Genomic DNA, 20,050 nt, shown 5'->3' on the forward strand with positions numbered 1-20,050 from the left:
AAATTTTCTCTGAAAGATTTAATCTTCAATTTCCCTCATTTCCACTTTTACTGCTTGACTTTTAGGAATAATATTTCCGCCTATATGTTCGGCAATGTAATAAGTGATTTGTGCTCCAAATAGGAAAATTACGACTGAATAATAAACCCAAATCAATAAAATTACCAAAGAACCGGCCGCCCCGTACGATGAACCTAAATCACTATTTCCCATATAAATCCCTATGAGGTATTTACCGATACCAAAAAGAAGCATGGTGACTATTGCACCCATCCAAGTGTCCTTCCATCTTACCTTTGCATCAGGCAAAATCCTGTACATCAATGCAAAAACCACTACCAGAATCAACTGTGTGAGTATAAAATGTGCGATTGTTACCAGGTTAATGGGCAAATCAACCACATATTCTTTAAAGTAATTATTAATTATTACCAGAACTGCATCCAGGATAAGGGAAACCAAGAGGATAAAGCCAATGGAAGCAACCAATGAAAAACTTAATAACCGGTTGATGATAAACTTGATTAACCCTTTCTCCGGCTTAGGCTTGATATGCCAAATATGGTTGATGGCATTTTGAAGGCTTACAAATACCGTGGTGGCACTGAATGCCAGTATCAGAAATGCAACAAAATTGGAAATAATACCATTGGATTCCTTGTTGAAATTATCCAGAATATTTTCCAGAGTTGATCTACTTTCTTCACCTGCCAACTCTTCAACCTGTTGCAGCATTTCAGTTTTGATTTCTGTTTCTGAATATAAGGTCATTCCGATGTTGAGAATAATGATCAACAAGGCGGGTAAACTAAAAATAGTGTAAAATGCAGTGCCCGCAGCCAATCCCATAGATTCTCCGGAAAAGAAATCCTTGAAACTATCTCTGATTATTTGGAAAACCGTTAATTTCTTTAAACGATTAATCATTAGCTGTTATCATTTTCCCAAAGATCTTCTTGGGAATATGGACTCTTTGGACCTGTAAAAAAGGACCCGTCTATAAAACGGTATCTCAAATTGATTTGCGCCAATGCTTCCATATCCTCTTTTTTGAGATGGATTTCTGCGGAAGCGAGATTCTCTTCAATTCTTTCTTTATTTACTGATTTAGGAATCACCACTATGTCTCTGTGGATTGAAAAGGCAATCAAAATCTGGGCGGGACTTACTTTATATTTTTCTGCTATATTCACTACAACAGGGTTTTCAAACAAACTTGGTTCATCTGATTTTTTGATGGAAGATGACCTATCACCTGAGCCGAGGGGAGAATAAGCTGTCATATTGATCCCTTTTGATTTGCAATAAGCGACTAATTTGTTTTGGGGAAGATAAGGATGCATTTCTACCTGATTCATTTCAGGCATTTCTTTGCCACTTTTCATAATTTCCTCTAATTTGGAAACATTGAAATTGGACACACCAATGTGTTTTGCCAGACCCATTTTTTTACAATCTTCCATACCTTCCCATGTCTGCGATAAAGGAACATCATTATAAGTAAAAAACTCCTCCCGATTTTGGGCAAAACCAACACCTTTTTTAAAACTTATTGGCCAGTGAATCAGGTATAAATCCAAATAATCTAATTTAAGGTCTTTGAGTGTTTTTTTCAGGGCAAGTTGAACATCTTCCAAGCGGTGATTGCTGTTCCAAAGTTTGGAAGTAACAAACATTTCCTCTCTGGTCACTAGTCCATTCCCGAATGCAAATTCCAGAGCTTTGCCCACTTCCTTTTCATTTTCGTAAATTGCAGCACAATCTATGTGGCGGTAACCGGATTCTATGGCCCAAATAACCGCTTGGTAAACTTCTCCCGGTTTGGATTTCCATGTTCCTAAGCCAATTATCGGCATTGAATCACCGTTACTGAATTTGATCGATTTCATTTGGCAGTCTTTTTGGTTATTATTTTACGAAGTTATCCCTATATAACTTAAATCGGAACGAAAGGACTAATTTTTTAAATTCCTTAGAACGAATTGATGAAGGCAATGATATCCTGCAATACAATTACATTGAATGTCTCCTCAATAGCTTCATATTCAGAAACCGCACCTGTCTCCGCTTTTTGAAAAAGATGGTTAAGTTCAGGATAAACCTGCAGTTGCAGTAATGCAGGCTTTTTTTGGAAAAGTTCTATTAGTCTGTTTCCATTTTGTGCTGAATTCACCTGAAGATCTTTACCACCAAAAGCAGCAAATGTTGGTACAGTGATTTTTGAAATGTACATTTCCGGATCGGTTTTTATAAAATTATAAAACCAAGGATTAATGCTTTTTTCAAAAGTAGAACCCAATGAATTGGCTTGTTGTTCCAAAATTTCTTTTTCAAGACCATATCCACCCAAAATTTCATCTACCAACTCAGGGATTTTGGAGAGAGCATCATCACTGTTTTTACTATTTGTAATCAGATCATAAAATTTTTTGTTGATTGAAACTTGTTGATTTACCAATTCCCGGGGAGAACCTGAAGATCTTGAAATATCTTCAGTCTGCTTGAGCATCAAATCTGGAATTGGGACAACAGGTGCTGCCAACGCAATTAAAAAATCTGCCTTATTTTGTTCAGCTCCAATAAGCCAGGAAATAAGACCTCCTTCACTGTGTCCGATCACTCCTACTCTTTGATTATCAACAAATTCCTGTCTCCGCAAATATTCAAGGGCAAATAAGGCATCATCTTTAAAGTCAACGGAAGTCGCAGAAGAAAACTGACCTTCAGACTCACCTACTCCCCTTTCATCGTATCTCAAAACAACAATTCCCTGTTTGGTAAGGTAATCTGCAATGACCAAAAATGGTTTATGCCCAAAAATTTCCGAGTTCCTGTCCTGTGGTCCCGAACCACTCACCAATACTACAGCTGGAAAAGGACCTTCTCCATTGGGTTTGGTGATCAATCCTTTCAAATGTATCCCTTCTTTGTCATTTTTGAAAGCAATTGAAATATCTGAATACTCAAACGGAGGTTTGGGATGCTGTGGTCTATTGAGCTGCTTGTCAGGGTTGTTCAGATTTATCTCTTTTGTAAGGTCAAGCGGAAAAGACGTATCGTTTTGTTTGAATGTGCCCTTTATATTTTCTTCTACAAACAAACCTTCGTAACTGATTCCTCCAACAGCCAATTCAAAACTGAGCATAAAACCATTGAACAAAACCTTACTTAAAGGGATTCCTTTAGCACCCTGATTGGGGCTGTCCATCGTTCCTTTCCACTCCTCTCCCTCCAAATCAAAATGAAATACTAGAGGCAGCTTTTGTCCCATCACTTCAAGTGTTCCTTTCCAACTTCCTGTAAGTTCTTGACTTTGTGCAACTAAATTCAGATGAGTAAAAATCAAAAAAGTAAGAATTAAGGTTTTCATAGGTGTTCCATTTGTTTTAGATGCTGTAAATAAATAATATAATGCTTCATGAAGGACTGTTCATAAAAGAAAAGCTGTTAATATCGTCATTAAAATATAAAGGAATTCAAATTTAATCAACTTAAAGGACTTAATAGATAAGCAGATTTTATTGGATTTGGTGACAAAAACTATGCCTTTCGGAAAATACAAAGGAAGGCTTCTCTGTGACATACCTGAGCATTATTTGGTTTGGATGCATGGTAAGGGTTTCCCTGATGGCAAATTAGGCTTGTGGCTCCATACCCTTTATGAAATTAGGCTCAACGGACTGGAATCTATCTTATATGAGCTCAAAGAAATGCACAAAAAAAGACCAATCTAAAATTAAAGATTGGTCTTTTTTTAAAGTATGATTTTAAGATTAATAAATCAGAGTTATTTCATTTGAACAAGTAGTTGTGGATCCTGCTTCGCAGATGGAATAGGTTAAAGTACCACCTCCTCTAAAATTAGTCTGGTCGACATAAGTACCTGAGTTATTCACAGCAGCGGCAAGCAAAGTTCCGTTTCTGTAGATGTCCACTTGAGTTGCATTGGTACCGGACCAAGAAAGATCTGCTCTCCATCTTCCTGAAATCTTGCTGGCCACTCCTGCCAAACTTATAGCACCTGGATCAGTAGGATCAGTAGGATCAGTGGGATCAGTAGGTCCTGGGTCATTACCACCTGAACCTTGCCCCAACGAATACAACATATGATTGTTGGTGGTTCTCGAATTGGTTACAGTATTTTTAATTGAAGTTTCGGTTAGAAAATTATAAACAGCTTGGCTTGAAGCTGTAGGATTACTCTGTAAATAAAGTGCTGCCACACCTGCAACATGGGGAGAAGCCATTGAAGTACCTGAAATAGTATTTATAGCTGTATTGCTGGTGTACCATGCTGCCGTAATACTTGCACCCGGAGCAAAAATATCCACGCATTCACCGTAATTTGACCAAGATGTTTTGGAATCCGTATTGGTTGTGGCACCAACAGTATAAGCATTAGGAGCTCCCGCAGGAGATGAATTACATGCGTTCTGCTCTCTACCTCTTCTATCGCCGTTACCAGCAGCAACGATGACCGGTATTCCTGCATTATACAATCTTCCTACTGCATCATTTACTGCTGTGCTGGCTCCGCCTCCTAAAGACATATTAGCTACGGAGGGACCATTCGCATCTGAAGCCACCCAATCCATCCCGGCAATAACCCCACTGAAGGAACCCGAACCATTGCAATCCAAAACTCTGACAGCAACAAGAGTAACACTCTTTGCCACACCATACACAGTTCCTCCAACGGTACCTGCCACATGGGTTCCATGTCCGTCACAGTCTTCGGAATTTCCTCCAAAAGCATCAAATCCTTGCAATGCCCTGCCCCCAAACTCATTGTGGGCGGTCTTAATTCCAGTATCAATGATATAGGCTTTTACTCCTGTACCGGTTGCATTATAAACATAGGAGCTATTTAAAGGAAGTGATGTTTGATCAATTCTATCCAAACCCCAGGTAGCATTGTTCTGAGTGGTTGAATTGATGCTTACATAACCGTCTGGCTCAACATATTTGACCGATGGGTCTCTTTCAAGTGCCTGACGTTGATTTTCTGTAAGTTCTACAGAAAACCCTGTTAACAAATTCCCATAAACCCGCTCCACTTTTTCTTGTTCAATGTTGTATCTTGAAACAATCTCATGGGCCGACTTACGCATATTCATTTGAACATCCTCGTATCGGCCAGATTTTCTGAAATTCAAAGTATTCTCGTGAAGAACAACAATGAATTTTCCCGGGATAATCCCCTCCTGACTCGATAAAGAAACTTGCTCCAAGTCCTGAACGGTGATATCTTCTGCACTGTCCTGGCAGGAACTGACTGAAAACGCTAAAATCAACAGGAATAATCCTGCCGGTCTCAGCAAGCATTGGTAGGTTTTATTAAGCATGATTTTAAATGTTAGTGGGTAATAATTTATTTTTTGATCTTGAAATATAAACAACCAAAATATAACATCATATCAGAAGGGCAATAATTTTAACTGAGTAAATACAAAATCTGAATATTAATTAATGTAAAACCTTCCAAAAAAAGAAGAATAAGTTAGGTATCAGTCAATCTTGCAAATTATATTTATTCCTAAAATAAATGAAACAAAGTTGCATTATGGATAGTATTTCAGTTCTTTCTTGATTATTTTTGCAACTCTGTTTCATTTATGAAGTTATTTATTTATTCAATCCTTTATTTGATTTTCATTAATTCAACCTTTGCACAGGAAGAATGTGCTTTGGTAATTAGAGGAAAAATCATTCATGCTGAAAACAGTGAACCGATAGAGTCTGCGTCCATTTGGATTGTGGAAATTGAGAAAGGTGTTATTTCAGACATCAATGGTATTTTTAGAATTGGGAATCTTTGTCCGGGGACTTACACGGTCAAAATACAATATTTAGGTCACCAGGAACATACTGAAATTATTGAATTAAACAGTAGCGGTAATTTTACTTTCCGGTTGCTCGCAGAAGATATCCTATTGGATGGTGTTGATATTCATGGCCATCAGGACGCATTGATTACCACCAATACCATTTCAAGTATTTATGGGGAGGCTTTATTGGCTTCCCGTGGACAAACTCTTGGTGAATCATTGAGAAAAATCCCTGGAGTAAATACCTATTCCTCAGGTTCTACCATACAAAAGCCAGTAATCCACGGACTTCATAGTAACCGAATTTTGATTCTGAATAATGGGGTAAGACTCGAAGGTCAGCAATGGGGCGCCGAACATGCGCCGGAATTGGACCCATTTATTGCAAAAGAAATATCCGTAGTCAAGGGTGCAGAAACAGTCCGGTTTGGGGCAGATGCTATGGGTGGGGTTATCTTGGTCAATCCTTCACCCCTACCGGTTAAAGCCGGTATCAATGGAGAACTTGATTTAATAGGATTCACAAATGGCCTTGGGCTCAATGGTGCTGCTTCCATTTCAGGAGGCTCAGCAAAAATCAAAGGTTTGGGTTATAGAATTCAAGGATCTTCAAAAATAGCTGGCAATGTCCGTACACCTGATTATATGCTGGACAATACAGGGGTACGGGAATTGAATTTTTCAGGTGCTTTGGGGTATAGCAATAGCAGGTTAGGGACAGAATTATATTTTAGCAACTATCAGACCACAATCGGAATTTTGAGTGATTCCCATACCGGAAATCTGAGTGATTTGGAAAGTATCATCGAAAACGGAAAACCATTCAGAATGCCTGATTTCACTTATGAAATCAGGAACCCAAAGCAGGAAGTTTCGCATCAGCTTGTCAAATCAAAAATCCACTATCACCTGCAAAACGGTTCCAAATTGAATCTTCAGTATGCTTTCCAAAGAAACCATAGAATGGAGTTTGACAGAAGAAGAGGAGAATTGAATGATAGACCGTCATTGGATTTAGAATTGTTTACCAACAGTGTAGATTTTAGCTATAATCACCAAACAAGGAAAAATTGGGATGGAGCAATAGGTTTTCAACTATTACAACAAGCCAATTCAAATATTCCAGGCACAGGCGTTATTCCCCTGATCCCTAATTTTGACATGGTTAACTTTGGTTTTTTTGCTATTGAGAAATTCACCAGTGGGCTTTTAGAGTTGGAAGGTGGATTGAGATATGACTACAGGAATATTGATGCTGCCAGAATCATAAGAGGTGATTTGCAAGAAAGTAATTTAACTTTCAATAATTTTTCAGCCTTTTTTGGTGGGGTATATTCCATAACCAAAAACCTGACATTCAATTCGAATTTTGGTTCTGCTTGGAGACCCCCAAACATCAACGAACTCTTCAGTCAGGGATTACACCACGGAATTGCCGCAGTTGAAATCGGTAATCCTGATTTTGTAAGCGAAAAATCATTCAAATGGCTGAATACTATTAACTACGCAGATGATAAATTCAATATTGAGCTTACCGGCTATGCCAACAGAATCAATGACTATATCTATCTGAATCCAACTGAAGAACAATCAGTATCATTAAGAGGAACCTTCAATGTATTTGAATACTTACAAGCCGATGCGATGTTCATGGGTGCAGACCTCAGTGCTGTTTGGACTATAAACAGCAAGCTTGATTTATTTTCAAAAGGTTCCTTGGTAAGGGCCCGAAATATTCAGGATGATAATTATTTTCCATTTATTCCCCCGGATCGATTGGAATCGGGAATTAGTTTTCAATTATTTTCCGAACCATCTAAGTCACCCACAAGCATCACTGTAAGCAATCTTTTGGTCGCAAGACAAAACAGGGAGCCGGATTTTGATCTCGCCCCTGCGCCTCCTGGATATCAATTATGGAATTTGGGGGTTCAAACAGGCATAAAGCTTAGTGAAAAGAAGTTGAATATAGGTCTTTATGCCAACAATGTTTTCAATACTGCCTATAGAGATTATATGAACCGGTTCAGGTATTTCAGCCATGAAATTGGTAGGAATATCCTGTTCAAACTTAATTATCAATTTTAATCAAATCAATTATTAACCAATGAAAAAGTCAAACTACAAATTACAGATTTTACTTGTTGCCCTATTCTCCATTTCTTTATTCTCCTGCGAAAGCAATGATCCCGAAGATGAAAATGAAGGAGAAATAATCACAGATGTCACTTTAAGATTTACAGAAGTAAATGAAACGGGGAATCCAATAGGAACACCTTTTGAGGTGGTAGCCACCGATTCTGATGGTCTCGAATTGGGAGGTAATCCAACAATTGGAACTATCAATCTGGAAGAAGGAAAATCATATCTCTTGGAAATTGAAGTTTTTAATGGCATCGAAAATGAAGATATCACAGAGGAGATTTTGGAAGAAGCAGATGAACATCAGTTTTTTTTCCTAGGTACCGCTTTTGTAGGTTCCCCGATATTAATCTACACCTACGACGATGAAGATGGTAATGGCAACCCTATCGGTCTAAGAGGATTTGTAGAGGTTTCAGCTACTCCGGGAAGTAACAATGCTCAGTTCAGATTGATTTTGAGACATGATTTGGATAAAAACTTCCCTGGAGCAAACAATCCTAGTTTTGAAAATTTTGTCCAAGCAGGTGGGGAATCTGATTTGGATATCGTGTTTCCTGTTGTATTGAATTAAAATTCTTTAAAATAAAATGGCTGCTTATGATTTGAGCGGCCATTTTTTTTATATTTAGGTTTATTAATCAATTGTAAACTATCTATGAATAAATTATTCAACACGGCCATTTTAATGTTTTCAATGTCTTTTCTGATAGCCTGTTCTTCCGGTTCCTCCAGAGAGATTACTCCCGAACTGATTGAAGCCAACGAATACCATCAAAAATCTCTTGATATCAGGGAGGAATTGATGGAAATTGAAAAACAGCTTAAAGATGCCGAAATTGATTATTCCGCATTAAAAGAGAAATTGAAAATTTGGGATAAAGATATTATAGAAGTTCCTGGGTTTGAACATTCACATGATGATGAACACCAAAGAAAATATCATGTGCACAATCCATTAAAGCCTTTCAGTGATGAAGAGCATCTCAATTATCAAAAAATGATGTACGAGGAAATTGTACAGATACATGAGCAGATGAAAGTGTCCCTTGACGCTGATGTGATGTCATAAAATCAAAAAAGGCTGTCGAGAAACTGACAGCCTTTTTTGATTTTTATTTTTTGGATTTTCAATAATAAGGAGAGCAAAGAGTCATGTTCTCCTTTTTGAAGGCCTGTGGGCTATTGTCGTTTATTCCGATATTGCCTGCTGAAAGGATCACCTGATATTCCGGCCCTGAATCGGCCAAATGTACTTTAACATGGCCATCGAAATCTCTTAAATCATCAAAAGTCAATTTTGTTCCCGTGGAAAGCTGTCCCAAAACAGTCACACTTTTTAGCGTTTGAATATCTACAGGATTAAGCATATAAGCTATAGGAGAATCCGGATTATCATAAGTTCCAAAGTGTAAGTGGGCCGGGAAGAAATATTCCGAGTCGCCTTTGTTACCTGAAAGTTCTATTGTTATTTCCAAATCACCGCCTATCAACTCTTTTACCAAAATTGTACCTGTATAATCGAAATCAGAACTTTGATAGAGATTATAAGTCATTTCATTTCTTGTATAATCATCGCCATTTTCTTCCCCACAGGAAAAAAGGATGAATCCGAATAGAAATAAAATTGCCAACTTTTTCATTGCAGTAGTGTTTTTAATTTATTACGCCGAACTTTCATCTAAGTTTTATCAGACCCTTAAATATAGGTAAATAACAAATGAACCAATGTGAAATCTGTCACATTAGTTAACTATTCCTTAAAAAAACCCACGATAAATGAAGCAATTTGCAGATCTTTTTACTTCTCTGGATCAAAGCAATAAAATTTCTGATAAGCTTGAAGCGCTCAAAAATTATTTCCAATATGCACAGGATGAGGACAGACTCTGGACGATTGCCTTGTTTACCCACAAAAGACCCAAAAGACAAGTAAATACAAAGTTACTGAGACAATGGTGCTGCGAATTGGCAGGAATACCCGATTGGTTATTTGAAGAGTCCTATCAGACAGTTGGAGATTTAGCCGAAACGTTGTCACTTCTTTTACCCTTGAAAACAAAAACTGATGACCGTTCTCTGAGCTATTGGATCAATTATCTGGTAGATATGGAAAAATCAGATGAAGCCGAAAAAAAGAAAAAAATCCTTTATGCATGGGATGTAATGGATAAAGATGAACGGTTTATCTTCACCAAAATAATTACCGGAGGATTTCGGGTCGGTGTAAGTCAAAATCTGATCACTCAAGCTGTGGCAGATGCATTTGAAATGAAAAAGACAGAAGTTGCCCACAGGATTATGGGAGATTGGCAACCGGGAAAAATCACTTTCCAAGAGTTGATCCAATCAAAAAATATTTCCGATGATCTTTCCAGACCATATCCCTTCTTTCTTGCACATCCCATTGACAGAGTTTTAGAAGAACTCGGACAAATTGAAGATTGGCAGATAGAATGGAAATGGGATGGTATAAGAGGTCAGATTATCAATAGAAGGGGGCAGATTTTTATTTGGTCAAGAGGCGAAGAATTGGTCACAGAAAAATTCCCTGAATTGCTGGATATGGCTTCCCTCCTCCCTGAAAACAGCGTATTGGATGGTGAAATACTATCTTTTGGAGATAATGGGCCTCTGTCTTTCTCGATATTACAAACCCGAATCGGAAGAAAAAACATCACCAACAAAGTACTTCGCGAGGCACCGGTGAGTTTTATTGCTTATGACTTGTTGGAATTAAACGGCCATGACCTCAGAACATTGACTTTAAGTCAAAGAAGAAAAAAGCTGGAAGAAATTGCCCTTCACATCGAAAACAGAAAACTGAAGCTTTCACCTTTGGTAACTTCTGAAAACTGGGCAGAACTTCAGCAGCTTCATTCCAAATCCAGGGAAATGATGGCAGAAGGCTTTATGCTTAAGCGAAAAAATTCTCCCTATGAAGTGGGAAGGAAGCGTGGGCATTGGTGGAAATGGAAAATTGAACCTTTGACAATAGATGGTGTGATGATTTACGCCCAAAAAGGACACGGCAGAAGGGCAAACTTATATTCAGATTATACTTTGGCTGTTTGGGAAGGAGAAATGCTTGTCCCCTTCGCTAAAGCTTATTCCGGTCTCACTGATGCTGAAATCAAAGAGGTAGACAAATATGTCAAACAAAATACCAAAGAAAGATTCGGCCCTGTCCGCACGGTCAAACCAGGTTTGGTTTTTGAAATCGCTTTTGAAGGCATTCAGGAAAGTCCCCGCCATAAGTCAGGAATTGCACTACGTTTTCCCAGAATTCAAAGATGGAGGAAGGACAAACCAATTGAGGAAGCCAATACTTTGGATGAATTAAAAGCTTTACTTTTAGTATATGGAGGATAATATCCAAGAAATTGCTTTCAACTATTTTTCTGAGAAAGGGTGGAAACCCTTTGAATTCCAAGTCCAAACCTGGAATGATTATCTGGCAGGAAAATCAGGACTGCTTAATGCCCCTACCGGAAGCGGGAAAACATTTGCATTATGGTTTCCTGTGATCCTGGAATACATCCGAAATCATCCCCATGATTGGAGAAAACCTCAAAAATCCGGAATTCAATTGATTTGGGTTACGCCTTTAAGAGCACTTGCACAGGACATCCAAAAGGCTATGCAGGAAGTCTGTGACCAAATTGGGCTTCCTTGGAAAGTCGCCGTGAGAAATGGTGACACCGACAGCAAAACCAAACAATCACAATTTAAAAATCCCCCGGAATGTCTGGTCACTACACCTGAAACCCTACATATCCTTCTTGCACAAAAAGACAATTCGCTGATCTTTCAAAATCTCAAAACCATTGTAATTGATGAATGGCATGAATTGGTGGGAAATAAACGAGGAGTCCAGGTTCAACTGGCTTTGAGTTATATTCAAAGTATCTCAATTAATCCGATCAGAACTTGGGGGATATCTGCTACTATTGGGAATTTAGAAGAAGCTGCCGCTATTCTATTGGGTGAGAATATCCCGGTTCATATCGTTCGATCCCAAATCAAGAAAAACATTCGGCTGAAAACTGTTTATCCAGATGAGTTGGAGAAATATCCCTGGTCAGGTCACTTGGGTTTGAAGTTGATTGACAAGGTCATTGATGTAATAGAAAAGCATCAGTCCCTTTTGTTGTTTACCAATACCCGAGCACAAACCGAAATTTGGTATCAACAAATCATGGAAGAAAGACCTGATTGGGCCGGATGGATAGCCATGCATCATGGTTCTTTGGACCAACAGGTTCGGACTTGGGTTGAAGATGCCCTTCACCATGGAAAGTTAAAATGTGTAGTCTGCACCTCTAGCTTGGACTTGGGAGTGGATTTCAGGCCTGTAGATGCGGTGATTCAGGTTGGAAGTCCAAAAGGTGTTGCAAGATTTGTACAAAGGGCAGGTCGCTCGGGACATCAACCGGGAATGCCAAGCGAGATATATTTTGTACCAACCCATTCATTGGAATTGATTGAAGCTGCTGCATTAAGAAGTGCCATTGATAATGGTGAAATGGAAAACATCCATTCTCCACAACTGGCTTTTGATGTCTTAATTCAGTTTCTGGTCACAATTGCTGTTGGTGAAGGATTTAAACCAGAGGCCCTTTTTTCTATTGTCAAAAATACTTATTCATTTAAAAATCTGACCCCAGAGGAATTTGACTGGACCATTTCATTTATTACAAAGGGCGGAAGTTCTTTGAGTGGATATGAGGAATTTTCAAAGGTTGAAGCAGATGAAGAGGGAGTTTTTCGAATCAAAGACATAAAAGCCGCCATGCGCCACAGGCTTTCCATGGGTACAATCGTCAGTGACCCCATGTTGAAAGTGCGATTCAAAAACGGTACTTACCTTGGAATGATTGAGGAATATTTTTTTTCAAAGTTAAAACCTGGCGACCGCTTCTTTTTTTCAGGGAGAAACCTGGAATTTGTAGCCATAAGGGAAATGAGTGCCATCGTCCAACTTTCCAAAAAGAAAAGCAGCAACACTCCTTCCTATATGGGTGGAAGAATTTCTTTGACATCCAAACTTGCTACAAAGATCCGGGAGATATTAGAGGATGCCGATAAGGGTATTTTTGCCTCCGGGGAGGCTGTTTATGTTTCGCCTTTACTTCAACTTCAAAATAGGTTGTCTTTGATTCCCGATAGAAATACCTTTTTGATTGAAAAGAATATTTCCAAAGACGGCTATCATGTTTTTTTCTATCCTTTTGAAGGTAGGTTGGTTCATGAAATTCTCGGGGCATTGATAGCCTATAGGATTTCGGTCAGCTACCCTATCAGCTTAAGTATTGCCATGAATGATTATGGGTTTGAATTACTCTCGGATGTTCCTATTCCTATAGAAGATCTTTTGGAAGAAGATTTATTCACCGAAAAAAATCTGGCAGAGGATATCATCTCCTGCATCAATGAAAGTGAAATGGCCAAAAGGAAGTTCAGGGACGTAGCTACTATAGCAGGTTTGATTTTCCAGGGATTTCCCGGAAAGCAGGTAAAATTCAAACATCTTCAGGCAAATTCGGGAATTTTGTATGGTGTTTTTGAAGATTATGATCCGGACAACCTGCTGTTGAGACAGGCCCATCATGAGGTTTTGAATATGCAGATGGAAAAAAACAAAATCCTTGAAGCTATTCAAAAAATAAACAAACAACAGATAATTCTAAAATCACCTGGACAGTTCACTCCTTTTTCATTTCCCATTATGGTCGACCGCCTGAGGGCAACACTTACTTCAGAATCTCTGGAAGACAGAATCGCCAAAATGAGGGCTTTTTTGGAAGATTAATAAATACTGAAATTATTTTTTTAAGGTGTTTTTAATTGATAAATCGTAAATTTTTTATTTCAAATACTGGTACTTGCTGTTTGAATTTTGAACTAGAAATTGTTTTATTTTTTATTTTGATATTGCCAAACTAAGGCATATTTTCGGATCGATTTGAAAAAAAGAATTATTGTATTGATGTACAACTTAACCATTAAAGTCAAATTTCTCCTTTTATTGTTTTTGATTTTTGCTTTTAGAAATGAAAGCCTAGTATCCCAAAGCTTTGACGTCAGTCAAAAAGCTGAAAATATTCTAGCGCAATACCAAAATGCAAAAAGTGATAGGTTGAAACTTGACCTTATATCCCAATTGGTAAGAGTAATTCATTACACCGATTCTGCTCAAAAATACTATCCCGAAGCCATAAGGTTAGCTAGATTGGTCGGAGACGCCGAGCTAGAAGCCCAAAATCTCAATAGACTTGGAGTCTATTATAGGAATATGAATCTTCAGGAAGAGGCATTGAAACTATATGAAGAAGCGTTGAGCATCAGTAAAAATGCCGATATTCCTGTGCAGATCGGTCATTCACTGAATAATATTGGGCAGATATTTTTTTATCAAGATCAGTTTCAGGAGTCATTGAATTATTACCTCGAGGCAGAAAAAAAATTCCTTGAAATCGGGGATAAGGAAGGATTGGCCTACAATTACAATGGAATGAGTCTTGTACTGGCTGAGATACGGGATTTTGAACAAGCACTGGAAACCATTAACAAAGCCATTAAAATCCGTGAAGAACTTGGCAATGAAAGACAGCTGACTGTTTCAAAATTCAACAGGGCAGACATCCTCATGTCCATGGGGGATTATGCAAATGCAGAACCTGACATCATGAACCTTTATGATTACGGGATGGCCAATGATAAAATCAGGGCCATCAATGCACTTGAAAAACTGGTGGAATTAAAATTGAAAACGTACAGGTTTTCACAAGCTGTCACTTACGCTAAAGAAGCGATGGTGCTTCATGATGAAAAACCGTTTTCAGAATCAATAATTGAAATCTATCAGATGATGTATCAATATTTTTTTGATAGAGGAAATACCATTGAATCAAAAAAATATTTGAGCCTTTTGGAATCTGAAAGAAACAGACTTAATGAAATCAAAACCAAAAATTACTTAGCAGGGCTTACCATCAAAAAACAGAGGGATGAAATTGCAAGCTTACAAAGGGAAAAGGAATTGATGGAAATCAATGACAGATTTAAGTTTTACCTTTCCATCGTTTTGTTTTTGTTGGCTTTTGCGATGTTTGTCGCTTTTTCAATTTATTATAGGTATTACCTCAAACAAAAAGAGAATTTAATCCAATTAAAAGAAAAGCAGAAACAGATAGAAGCCCAAGCTAATGAACTGGATAGATTGAATATTGTCAAAGATAAAATTTTCTCAATCTTAGCACATGACTTAAAGGCCCCAATGGATTCCTTGTGGGGCATGATAAAATTGATTGATGAGGAAAATTTGACTCAAAGTGAATTTGAAGAGTATTTACCTATCCTTTCGCAAAATCTTGGAAACAACTCCATTCTACTTGAAAATCTACTGATTTGGTCAAGAAGCCAAATGAAAGGAATGAATGTTCAAATTTCCAGAATTAATCTGTTTAAACTGGTAGAAGAGAATATCCGTTTCCTTTTGAGTTCAGGTTTTTATAAAGGGCAGGTTGTTGAAAATTATGTTGCAGAAAACATTGAAGTAGAAGCCGACAAAAACATGATTGATATTGTATTCAGAAACCTCTTGACCAATGCCCTGAAATTCACAAAAGAAGGTGATCAAATTATTGTGGATATCAAAGAATCAGACAATGTGTACACCGTTTGTGTTTCAGATCAGGGCACCGGGATTTCGGAAGAAGGTCTTAAAAAACTTTTTGGAAAGGATTTTCATTCTACCAACGGAACCCATCAGGAAAAGGGAACAGGACTTGGTCTTATTTTGACCAAAGAACTTGTACAAAAAAATAAGGGTGAGATTTGGGCTGAAAGTACCTTGGGAATGGGTTCTACATTCTGTTTTACTTTGCCAAAGATGTAGTACTTTTTGATTGGATTCTTTAAAATTCAAAATCTAATTTTTACAAAGTCCTTTTAGGTCGAAGATCCCGATGCTTTCGGGGGACATCATATAGATAAAAAAAAGATTAATTTAAGTCTGTTGTTCCTTTAGGCCTGCCCGTCCGGTAGGCGGGTACAATATATATTCCGTACCTAAAGGCACGGGTAGCTACCTGAAAACTTTTTTTCTACCCATATCTTGTCCCTAAAGGGACTTGGGGTAAATCAAATAATTATGGATAACTTTTTGATCTTAAATTGAAATGTACTTTAATAATTCTCCCTGCTCATCCAGATCTAAGAATATCAAACCCGCCTCCAGAAGGGAAGGTATCTACTAATATCCGAAGAGAAATAATTCAGCATGAAATCAATTTATTAGCAGAATTATAGATAATCCCGCTTGTTAAAAAATTTATATGTATGTACGCAATTATTCTAGTAGATTGGACATCTATGTTAATTCTCGTCTTAGGACTGAAATGCCCGAAACATCGGTCTTCTGACTTCGGTCTTCCGTCCCGATTGAAGAAGAGTATAGGGTTACTGGCAAAGAAGCGTATTTCCATAAAAATTTAATTCGCCCTCCAAAAATACGGGGTGAACAAAATCAGGATAGTAAAAAGTTCTAGTCTTCCCAGAAGCATCAGAAAGGAAAGGAAGATTTTGGCGGGTCCACTGAAGAACGAAAAATTATCCATTGGCCCAACTTTTCCAATCGCAGGACCTACGTTTCCAAGGCATGTGGCTACAGCACCAAAAGAAGTCAGAATATCATATCCCATCAGCGCCATTACAATTGAACCCAACACAAAAATCATGAGATAAATCAAAAGAAAATTCATAATGTGGGTAATGATTTTTCCTGTGACTCTATCTCCGTTTATTTTGAGTGGGACAACTGCCCTCGGATGTACAATTCTTTTGAATTCCAACCAGGAATTTTTGACAAAAGTAAGGTGTCTGACAAATTTTATTCCACCGCTGGTAGAACCCGCCGAACCTCCAAAAAACAACAACATAAAGAAAACCAAAGTAAGACCAATATGATAGGATGTATAATCGGCCGTGACATACCCTGTCGTTGTAATCAATGAAACTACCTGGAAAAGCGTATCTCTAAATGCCTTTTCATAGTTTTGATCTGAATAATGGAAAATTGGAAAGGAAAGGAGTATAGCAAAGACCAAAATTACGGTTGCGTAAGCTTTAAACTCATCAGATTTCCATACCCGTTCAAACTTGCCCGTCAGGCCAAAATAAATGACTGTGAAATTTGTGCCCGCCAAAAACATAAAAAGTATTGCTGTATATTGGATAAACGGAGATGTATAATATGCCATACTGGCATTTTTGGTAGAAAATCCACCCGTAGCCATCGTTGTCAAAGCATGATTGACAGCATCGTAAAAAGTCATCCCCCCTATAAAATATAATAAACCTGCAGTGATGGTAAGTCCCAAATAAACATACCATAGCCTTTTTGCGGTTTCTCTTATCCTGGGATGTAATTTATCAGAGGTCGGTCCAGGTGATTCGGCTACAAATAGCTCAATACCGCCAATACCCAAAAGGGGAAATATAGCTACAGTTAAAACTATGATACCCAAACCACCAATCCATTGTGTCATACTTCTCCAAAAAAGAATCCCTTTGGGAGTAACTTCGATATCTGTAAGAACAGTGGCACCGGTAGTAGTAAGACCTGAAATAGTTTCAAATATGGCATCACTGAAGCTTGTAAATGTGCCACTGAATAAATATGGCAACATCCCAAACATGGACATCAAAATCCAACTTGTGGAGACAATCAAATACCCCTCTCGTTTTCTAATATTTTGATCCTGTTTGGAGAAGGAAAAAAATAAAAGGAGACCAACAATAAAAGTCACCACAATAGCTGATACCAATGACATTTCATCTCCGCTTTCAAAATAATAAGCAAAGCCGACACCGGGAAGCATCAACAGGGCAAAAAGCATTAGCAATGCCCCCATTATTTTTCCAATCGCCTTGAAGTGAATCATATTAATGGAACAGTTTCTCTAATGGAATTTTTGCCTCAGGTAGTGCCATTACGATTGCTTTGTCATTCAGCTGTAAAACAAAATCTCCATCTGGAATAAAAACCTTCTCCCCTCGGATAACTCCTGCTACTATTGCAGAATCAGGGAAATGCAGGTCTTTCAAGGCTTTCTTGGTCACCCTATTGGTTTTGGTGATCACATATTGGATAAATTCCGCGTCAACACCATATATACCTGAAATAGCTTCCACATTCCCTTTTCTTAAAAATCTTGTTACCTGATTGGCTGCAACAAGTTTTTTGTTGATCAATGAATCCACACCGATACTATGGGAAATATGAATGTATTCTCTTGTATCTACATGAGCGATGGTTTTATATACACCATGGTTTTTGGCACTCAGGGAGGTGATGATATTTGTTTCAGAAGATTCAGTCAATGAAATAAAGGCCTCCATTTCTTCCAAACCCTCTTCAATCAAAAGTTCAATATTTTTATAGTCTCCATTGATTACCAGTGTATTGTCCAATCTTTCCGAAAGCCATTTACATCTTTCTTTGTCTTTATGTATCAAGGTGACCCGATATTCGTCCTCAAGTTTTCGGGCTGTGGTGTATGCCAAGTCATCTCCACCAATAATCATGATATTTTTGATGGTGACTTTTCTTTGGCCCAATAGTTCGATGATTGACTCTACTGCTTTCTTGTTTGAAATGAAAAATACATGGTCATTATTTCTGATGATGGTATTTCCTCTCGGAATAATGGTCATCTGATCCCTGACTATAGCAATGATTTTGATATCTTCAAAAATCGGGTTTTCTCTCATATCTGAGATTCTTTTATTGACCATCGTACTGAATTGATCCAAGGTGATTCCCACAACATTCAATTTTCCGCCTTCGAACTCAAAAACATCGGTAAAGGTGGAATTTTTAACCATATTAAAAATCTCCCCACTGCAGAGCATACTGGGGGAAATGATATTGTCGATTCCGATATTCTTGAAATAAATTTCGTTTTCCGGATTCAAGTAATCATGGTTTCTCACCCTTGCAATCACCCTGTTGGCGCCTAGTTGCTTCGCTAGAGTAGCAGCCAGCAAATTGGTTTTTTCAGACGTAGTCACCGCCATAAACATATGGGCTTCTCTGACATTGGCGCTCTTGAGTATTTCCAGAGAAGTGGCATCACCCATAATGGTCATGACATCCAAATGTGAAGAGGCATAGTCAAGAGCATCTTTATCCAAATCAATCAGGATGATGTCTTTATTTTCAAAACTTAGCTGTCGGGCCAAATGGTACCCCATATCTCCCGCTCCAGCTATGACGATATTCATTGCCATAATTAAAATTTTACGGATAAACCGGACTTAAATACAGGTGATTTTTAAATCGGGCAAAAGGTAGGGTGTTTTGTAACTAACTGCAATAAGAATCATCAATATTTATTGGCAAAACGACTGTATATACTTGCTGGAATTTTTGTTGCCAAATCTTACTGCTTCATTCCAATCCAAACAAGCTTCAGATTTCTGTTTTGTTTTATAATAACAAAAACCCCTATTGGTCAGAATATCAGGATTATCCGGGCTCAAACTCAAAGCATAGCTATAATCCGGAATAGCTTTATTAAACTGATTGGATTTTAGGAAACAGTTGCCCCTGTTAAAATGATAAGCCCAGACCAAAGGATAATCTTCCCCATTTATTTTACTATAATCAATGGCATCAGAGTAAGCCTTAATAGCTTCTTCAATCCTATTTTCTCTTTGAAGGATATTCCCCAAATAATACGACATCTCATCATCTTCCTCAAAAATCTTGAGCCCTTCCCTCAGCGTTTGGATTACTTTTTCTTTTTTTGATGCTACCTGACTTCCCGCCCTATAAAAATTCAGATAGGCCGGATGAAAAGTGGGGTCATCCTTAATGACCAATTCCATTAAATTTGCTGCCTTTTCGTAGTTTTCGTCTTCAATCATCTCCATGGCTACCTTATTGATGACTATGGAGTTTTCTCTGACCTCAGAATCCACATCATAAATCATCTGAGAATGTGCAACCAAAGGAAAAATCAAAAAGAAAAAGGAAAGATTGAGTTTGATCATATTTGAAACTAATGCCACAA

The 20,050-nt window shown here is 37.9% G+C and carries 15 protein-coding genes; 7 read left to right on the top strand and 8 right to left on the bottom strand.

Annotated elements, in window-relative coordinates; genetic code table 11:
- Positions 1–18 precede the first annotated feature (18 nt).
- The 3 genes from B9A52_RS18510 to B9A52_RS18520 all read right to left on the bottom strand — a co-directional run bounded on the left by B9A52_RS18510 (position 19) and on the right by B9A52_RS18520 (position 3,370).
- Positions 19–927 carry a YihY/virulence factor BrkB family protein gene (locus B9A52_RS18510; protein ID WP_084121867.1) on the bottom strand — a complete coding sequence of 303 codons (909 nt, stop codon included), beginning with the start codon at positions 925–927 and terminating at the stop codon, positions 19–21.
- The gene (locus B9A52_RS18515) at positions 927–1,889 is read right to left on the bottom strand and encodes an aldo/keto reductase (RefSeq protein WP_084121868.1); all 963 of its coding nucleotides are present in this window, start codon (positions 1,887–1,889) and stop codon (positions 927–929) included. Before B9A52_RS18515 ends, B9A52_RS18510 begins: the two co-directional genes overlap by 1 nt.
- A gap of 83 nt (positions 1,890–1,972) precedes the next feature.
- Entirely contained in the window at positions 1,973–3,370 is a 1,398-nt protein-coding gene (locus B9A52_RS18520; protein ID WP_084121869.1) for an alpha/beta hydrolase family protein, read from the bottom strand.
- Between the two features lie 133 nt (positions 3,371–3,503).
- Between B9A52_RS18520 and B9A52_RS18525 the strand changes: the two genes are divergently transcribed.
- Positions 3,504–3,734 (top strand): DUF3820 family protein, encoded by a 231-nt coding sequence (locus B9A52_RS18525; RefSeq protein ID WP_084121870.1) that lies wholly within the window; start codon positions 3,504–3,506, stop codon positions 3,732–3,734.
- A gap of 39 nt (positions 3,735–3,773) precedes the next feature.
- On the opposite strand, the gene B9A52_RS18530 is transcribed toward B9A52_RS18525, so the two are convergent.
- Entirely contained in the window at positions 3,774–5,345 is a 1,572-nt protein-coding gene (locus tag B9A52_RS18530; protein WP_084121871.1) for a S8 family peptidase, read from the bottom strand.
- A 270-nt stretch (positions 5,346–5,615) separates the two neighbouring features.
- On the opposite strand from B9A52_RS18530, the gene B9A52_RS18535 reads away from it, so the two are divergent.
- The 3 genes from B9A52_RS18535 (at position 5,616) to B9A52_RS18545 (ending at position 9,042) form a co-directional block, all read left to right on the top strand.
- Positions 5,616–7,916 carry a TonB-dependent receptor gene (locus B9A52_RS18535; RefSeq protein ID WP_084121872.1) on the top strand — a complete coding sequence of 767 codons (2,301 nt, stop codon included), beginning with the start codon at positions 5,616–5,618 and terminating at the stop codon, positions 7,914–7,916.
- Between the two features lie 19 nt (positions 7,917–7,935).
- On the top strand, positions 7,936–8,544 hold the full coding sequence (locus B9A52_RS18540; protein WP_084121873.1) for a hypothetical protein: 609 nt from the start codon (positions 7,936–7,938) through the stop codon (positions 8,542–8,544).
- Between the two features lie 84 nt (positions 8,545–8,628).
- A complete protein-coding gene (locus tag B9A52_RS18545) occupies positions 8,629–9,042 on the top strand; it encodes a hypothetical protein (protein ID WP_084121874.1) in 414 nt (137 codons plus the stop codon).
- 58 nt (positions 9,043–9,100) lie between these two features.
- Here the strand turns inward: B9A52_RS18545 and B9A52_RS18550 are convergent, their stop codons facing one another.
- Complete coding sequence (locus B9A52_RS18550) at positions 9,101–9,613, bottom strand: hypothetical protein (RefSeq protein WP_084121875.1); 513 nt, start codon at positions 9,611–9,613, stop codon at positions 9,101–9,103.
- 136 nt (positions 9,614–9,749) lie between these two features.
- On the opposite strand from B9A52_RS18550, the gene B9A52_RS18555 reads away from it, so the two are divergent.
- The 3 genes from B9A52_RS18555 (at position 9,750) to B9A52_RS18565 (ending at position 15,870) form a co-directional block, all read left to right on the top strand.
- Complete coding sequence (locus B9A52_RS18555; RefSeq protein WP_084121876.1) at positions 9,750–11,342, top strand: ATP-dependent DNA ligase; 1,593 nt, start codon at positions 9,750–9,752, stop codon at positions 11,340–11,342.
- Positions 11,332–13,782, top strand: coding sequence for a ligase-associated DNA damage response DEXH box helicase (locus tag B9A52_RS18560; RefSeq protein WP_084121877.1), 2,451 nt, complete (start codon positions 11,332–11,334; stop codon positions 13,780–13,782). Before B9A52_RS18555 ends, B9A52_RS18560 begins: the two co-directional genes overlap by 11 nt.
- A 177-nt stretch (positions 13,783–13,959) precedes the next feature.
- Complete coding sequence (locus B9A52_RS18565) at positions 13,960–15,870, top strand: tetratricopeptide repeat-containing sensor histidine kinase (protein ID WP_084121878.1); 1,911 nt, start codon at positions 13,960–13,962, stop codon at positions 15,868–15,870.
- A 595-nt stretch (positions 15,871–16,465) separates the two neighbouring features.
- Here the strand turns inward: B9A52_RS18565 and B9A52_RS18570 are convergent.
- The 3 genes from B9A52_RS18570 to B9A52_RS18580 form a co-directional block, all read right to left on the bottom strand.
- Positions 16,466–17,917, bottom strand: a complete 1,452-nt coding sequence (locus B9A52_RS18570; protein WP_084121879.1) for a TrkH family potassium uptake protein — start codon at positions 17,915–17,917, stop codon at positions 16,466–16,468.
- 1 nt (position 17,918) lies between these two features.
- Positions 17,919–19,265: a Trk system potassium transporter TrkA gene (gene trkA, locus B9A52_RS18575; protein ID WP_084121880.1), complete on the bottom strand. Its 1,347-nt coding sequence runs from the start codon at positions 19,263–19,265 to the stop codon at positions 17,919–17,921.
- A gap of 102 nt (positions 19,266–19,367) precedes the next feature.
- Complete coding sequence (locus tag B9A52_RS18580; protein ID WP_084121881.1) at positions 19,368–20,030, bottom strand: tetratricopeptide repeat protein; 663 nt, start codon at positions 20,028–20,030, stop codon at positions 19,368–19,370.
- Between the last annotated feature and the right edge of the window lie 20 nt (positions 20,031–20,050).

The organism is Aquiflexum balticum DSM 16537 (genome assembly GCF_900176595.1).
Classification (GTDB): Bacteria; Bacteroidota; Bacteroidia; order Cytophagales; family Cyclobacteriaceae; genus Aquiflexum; species Aquiflexum balticum.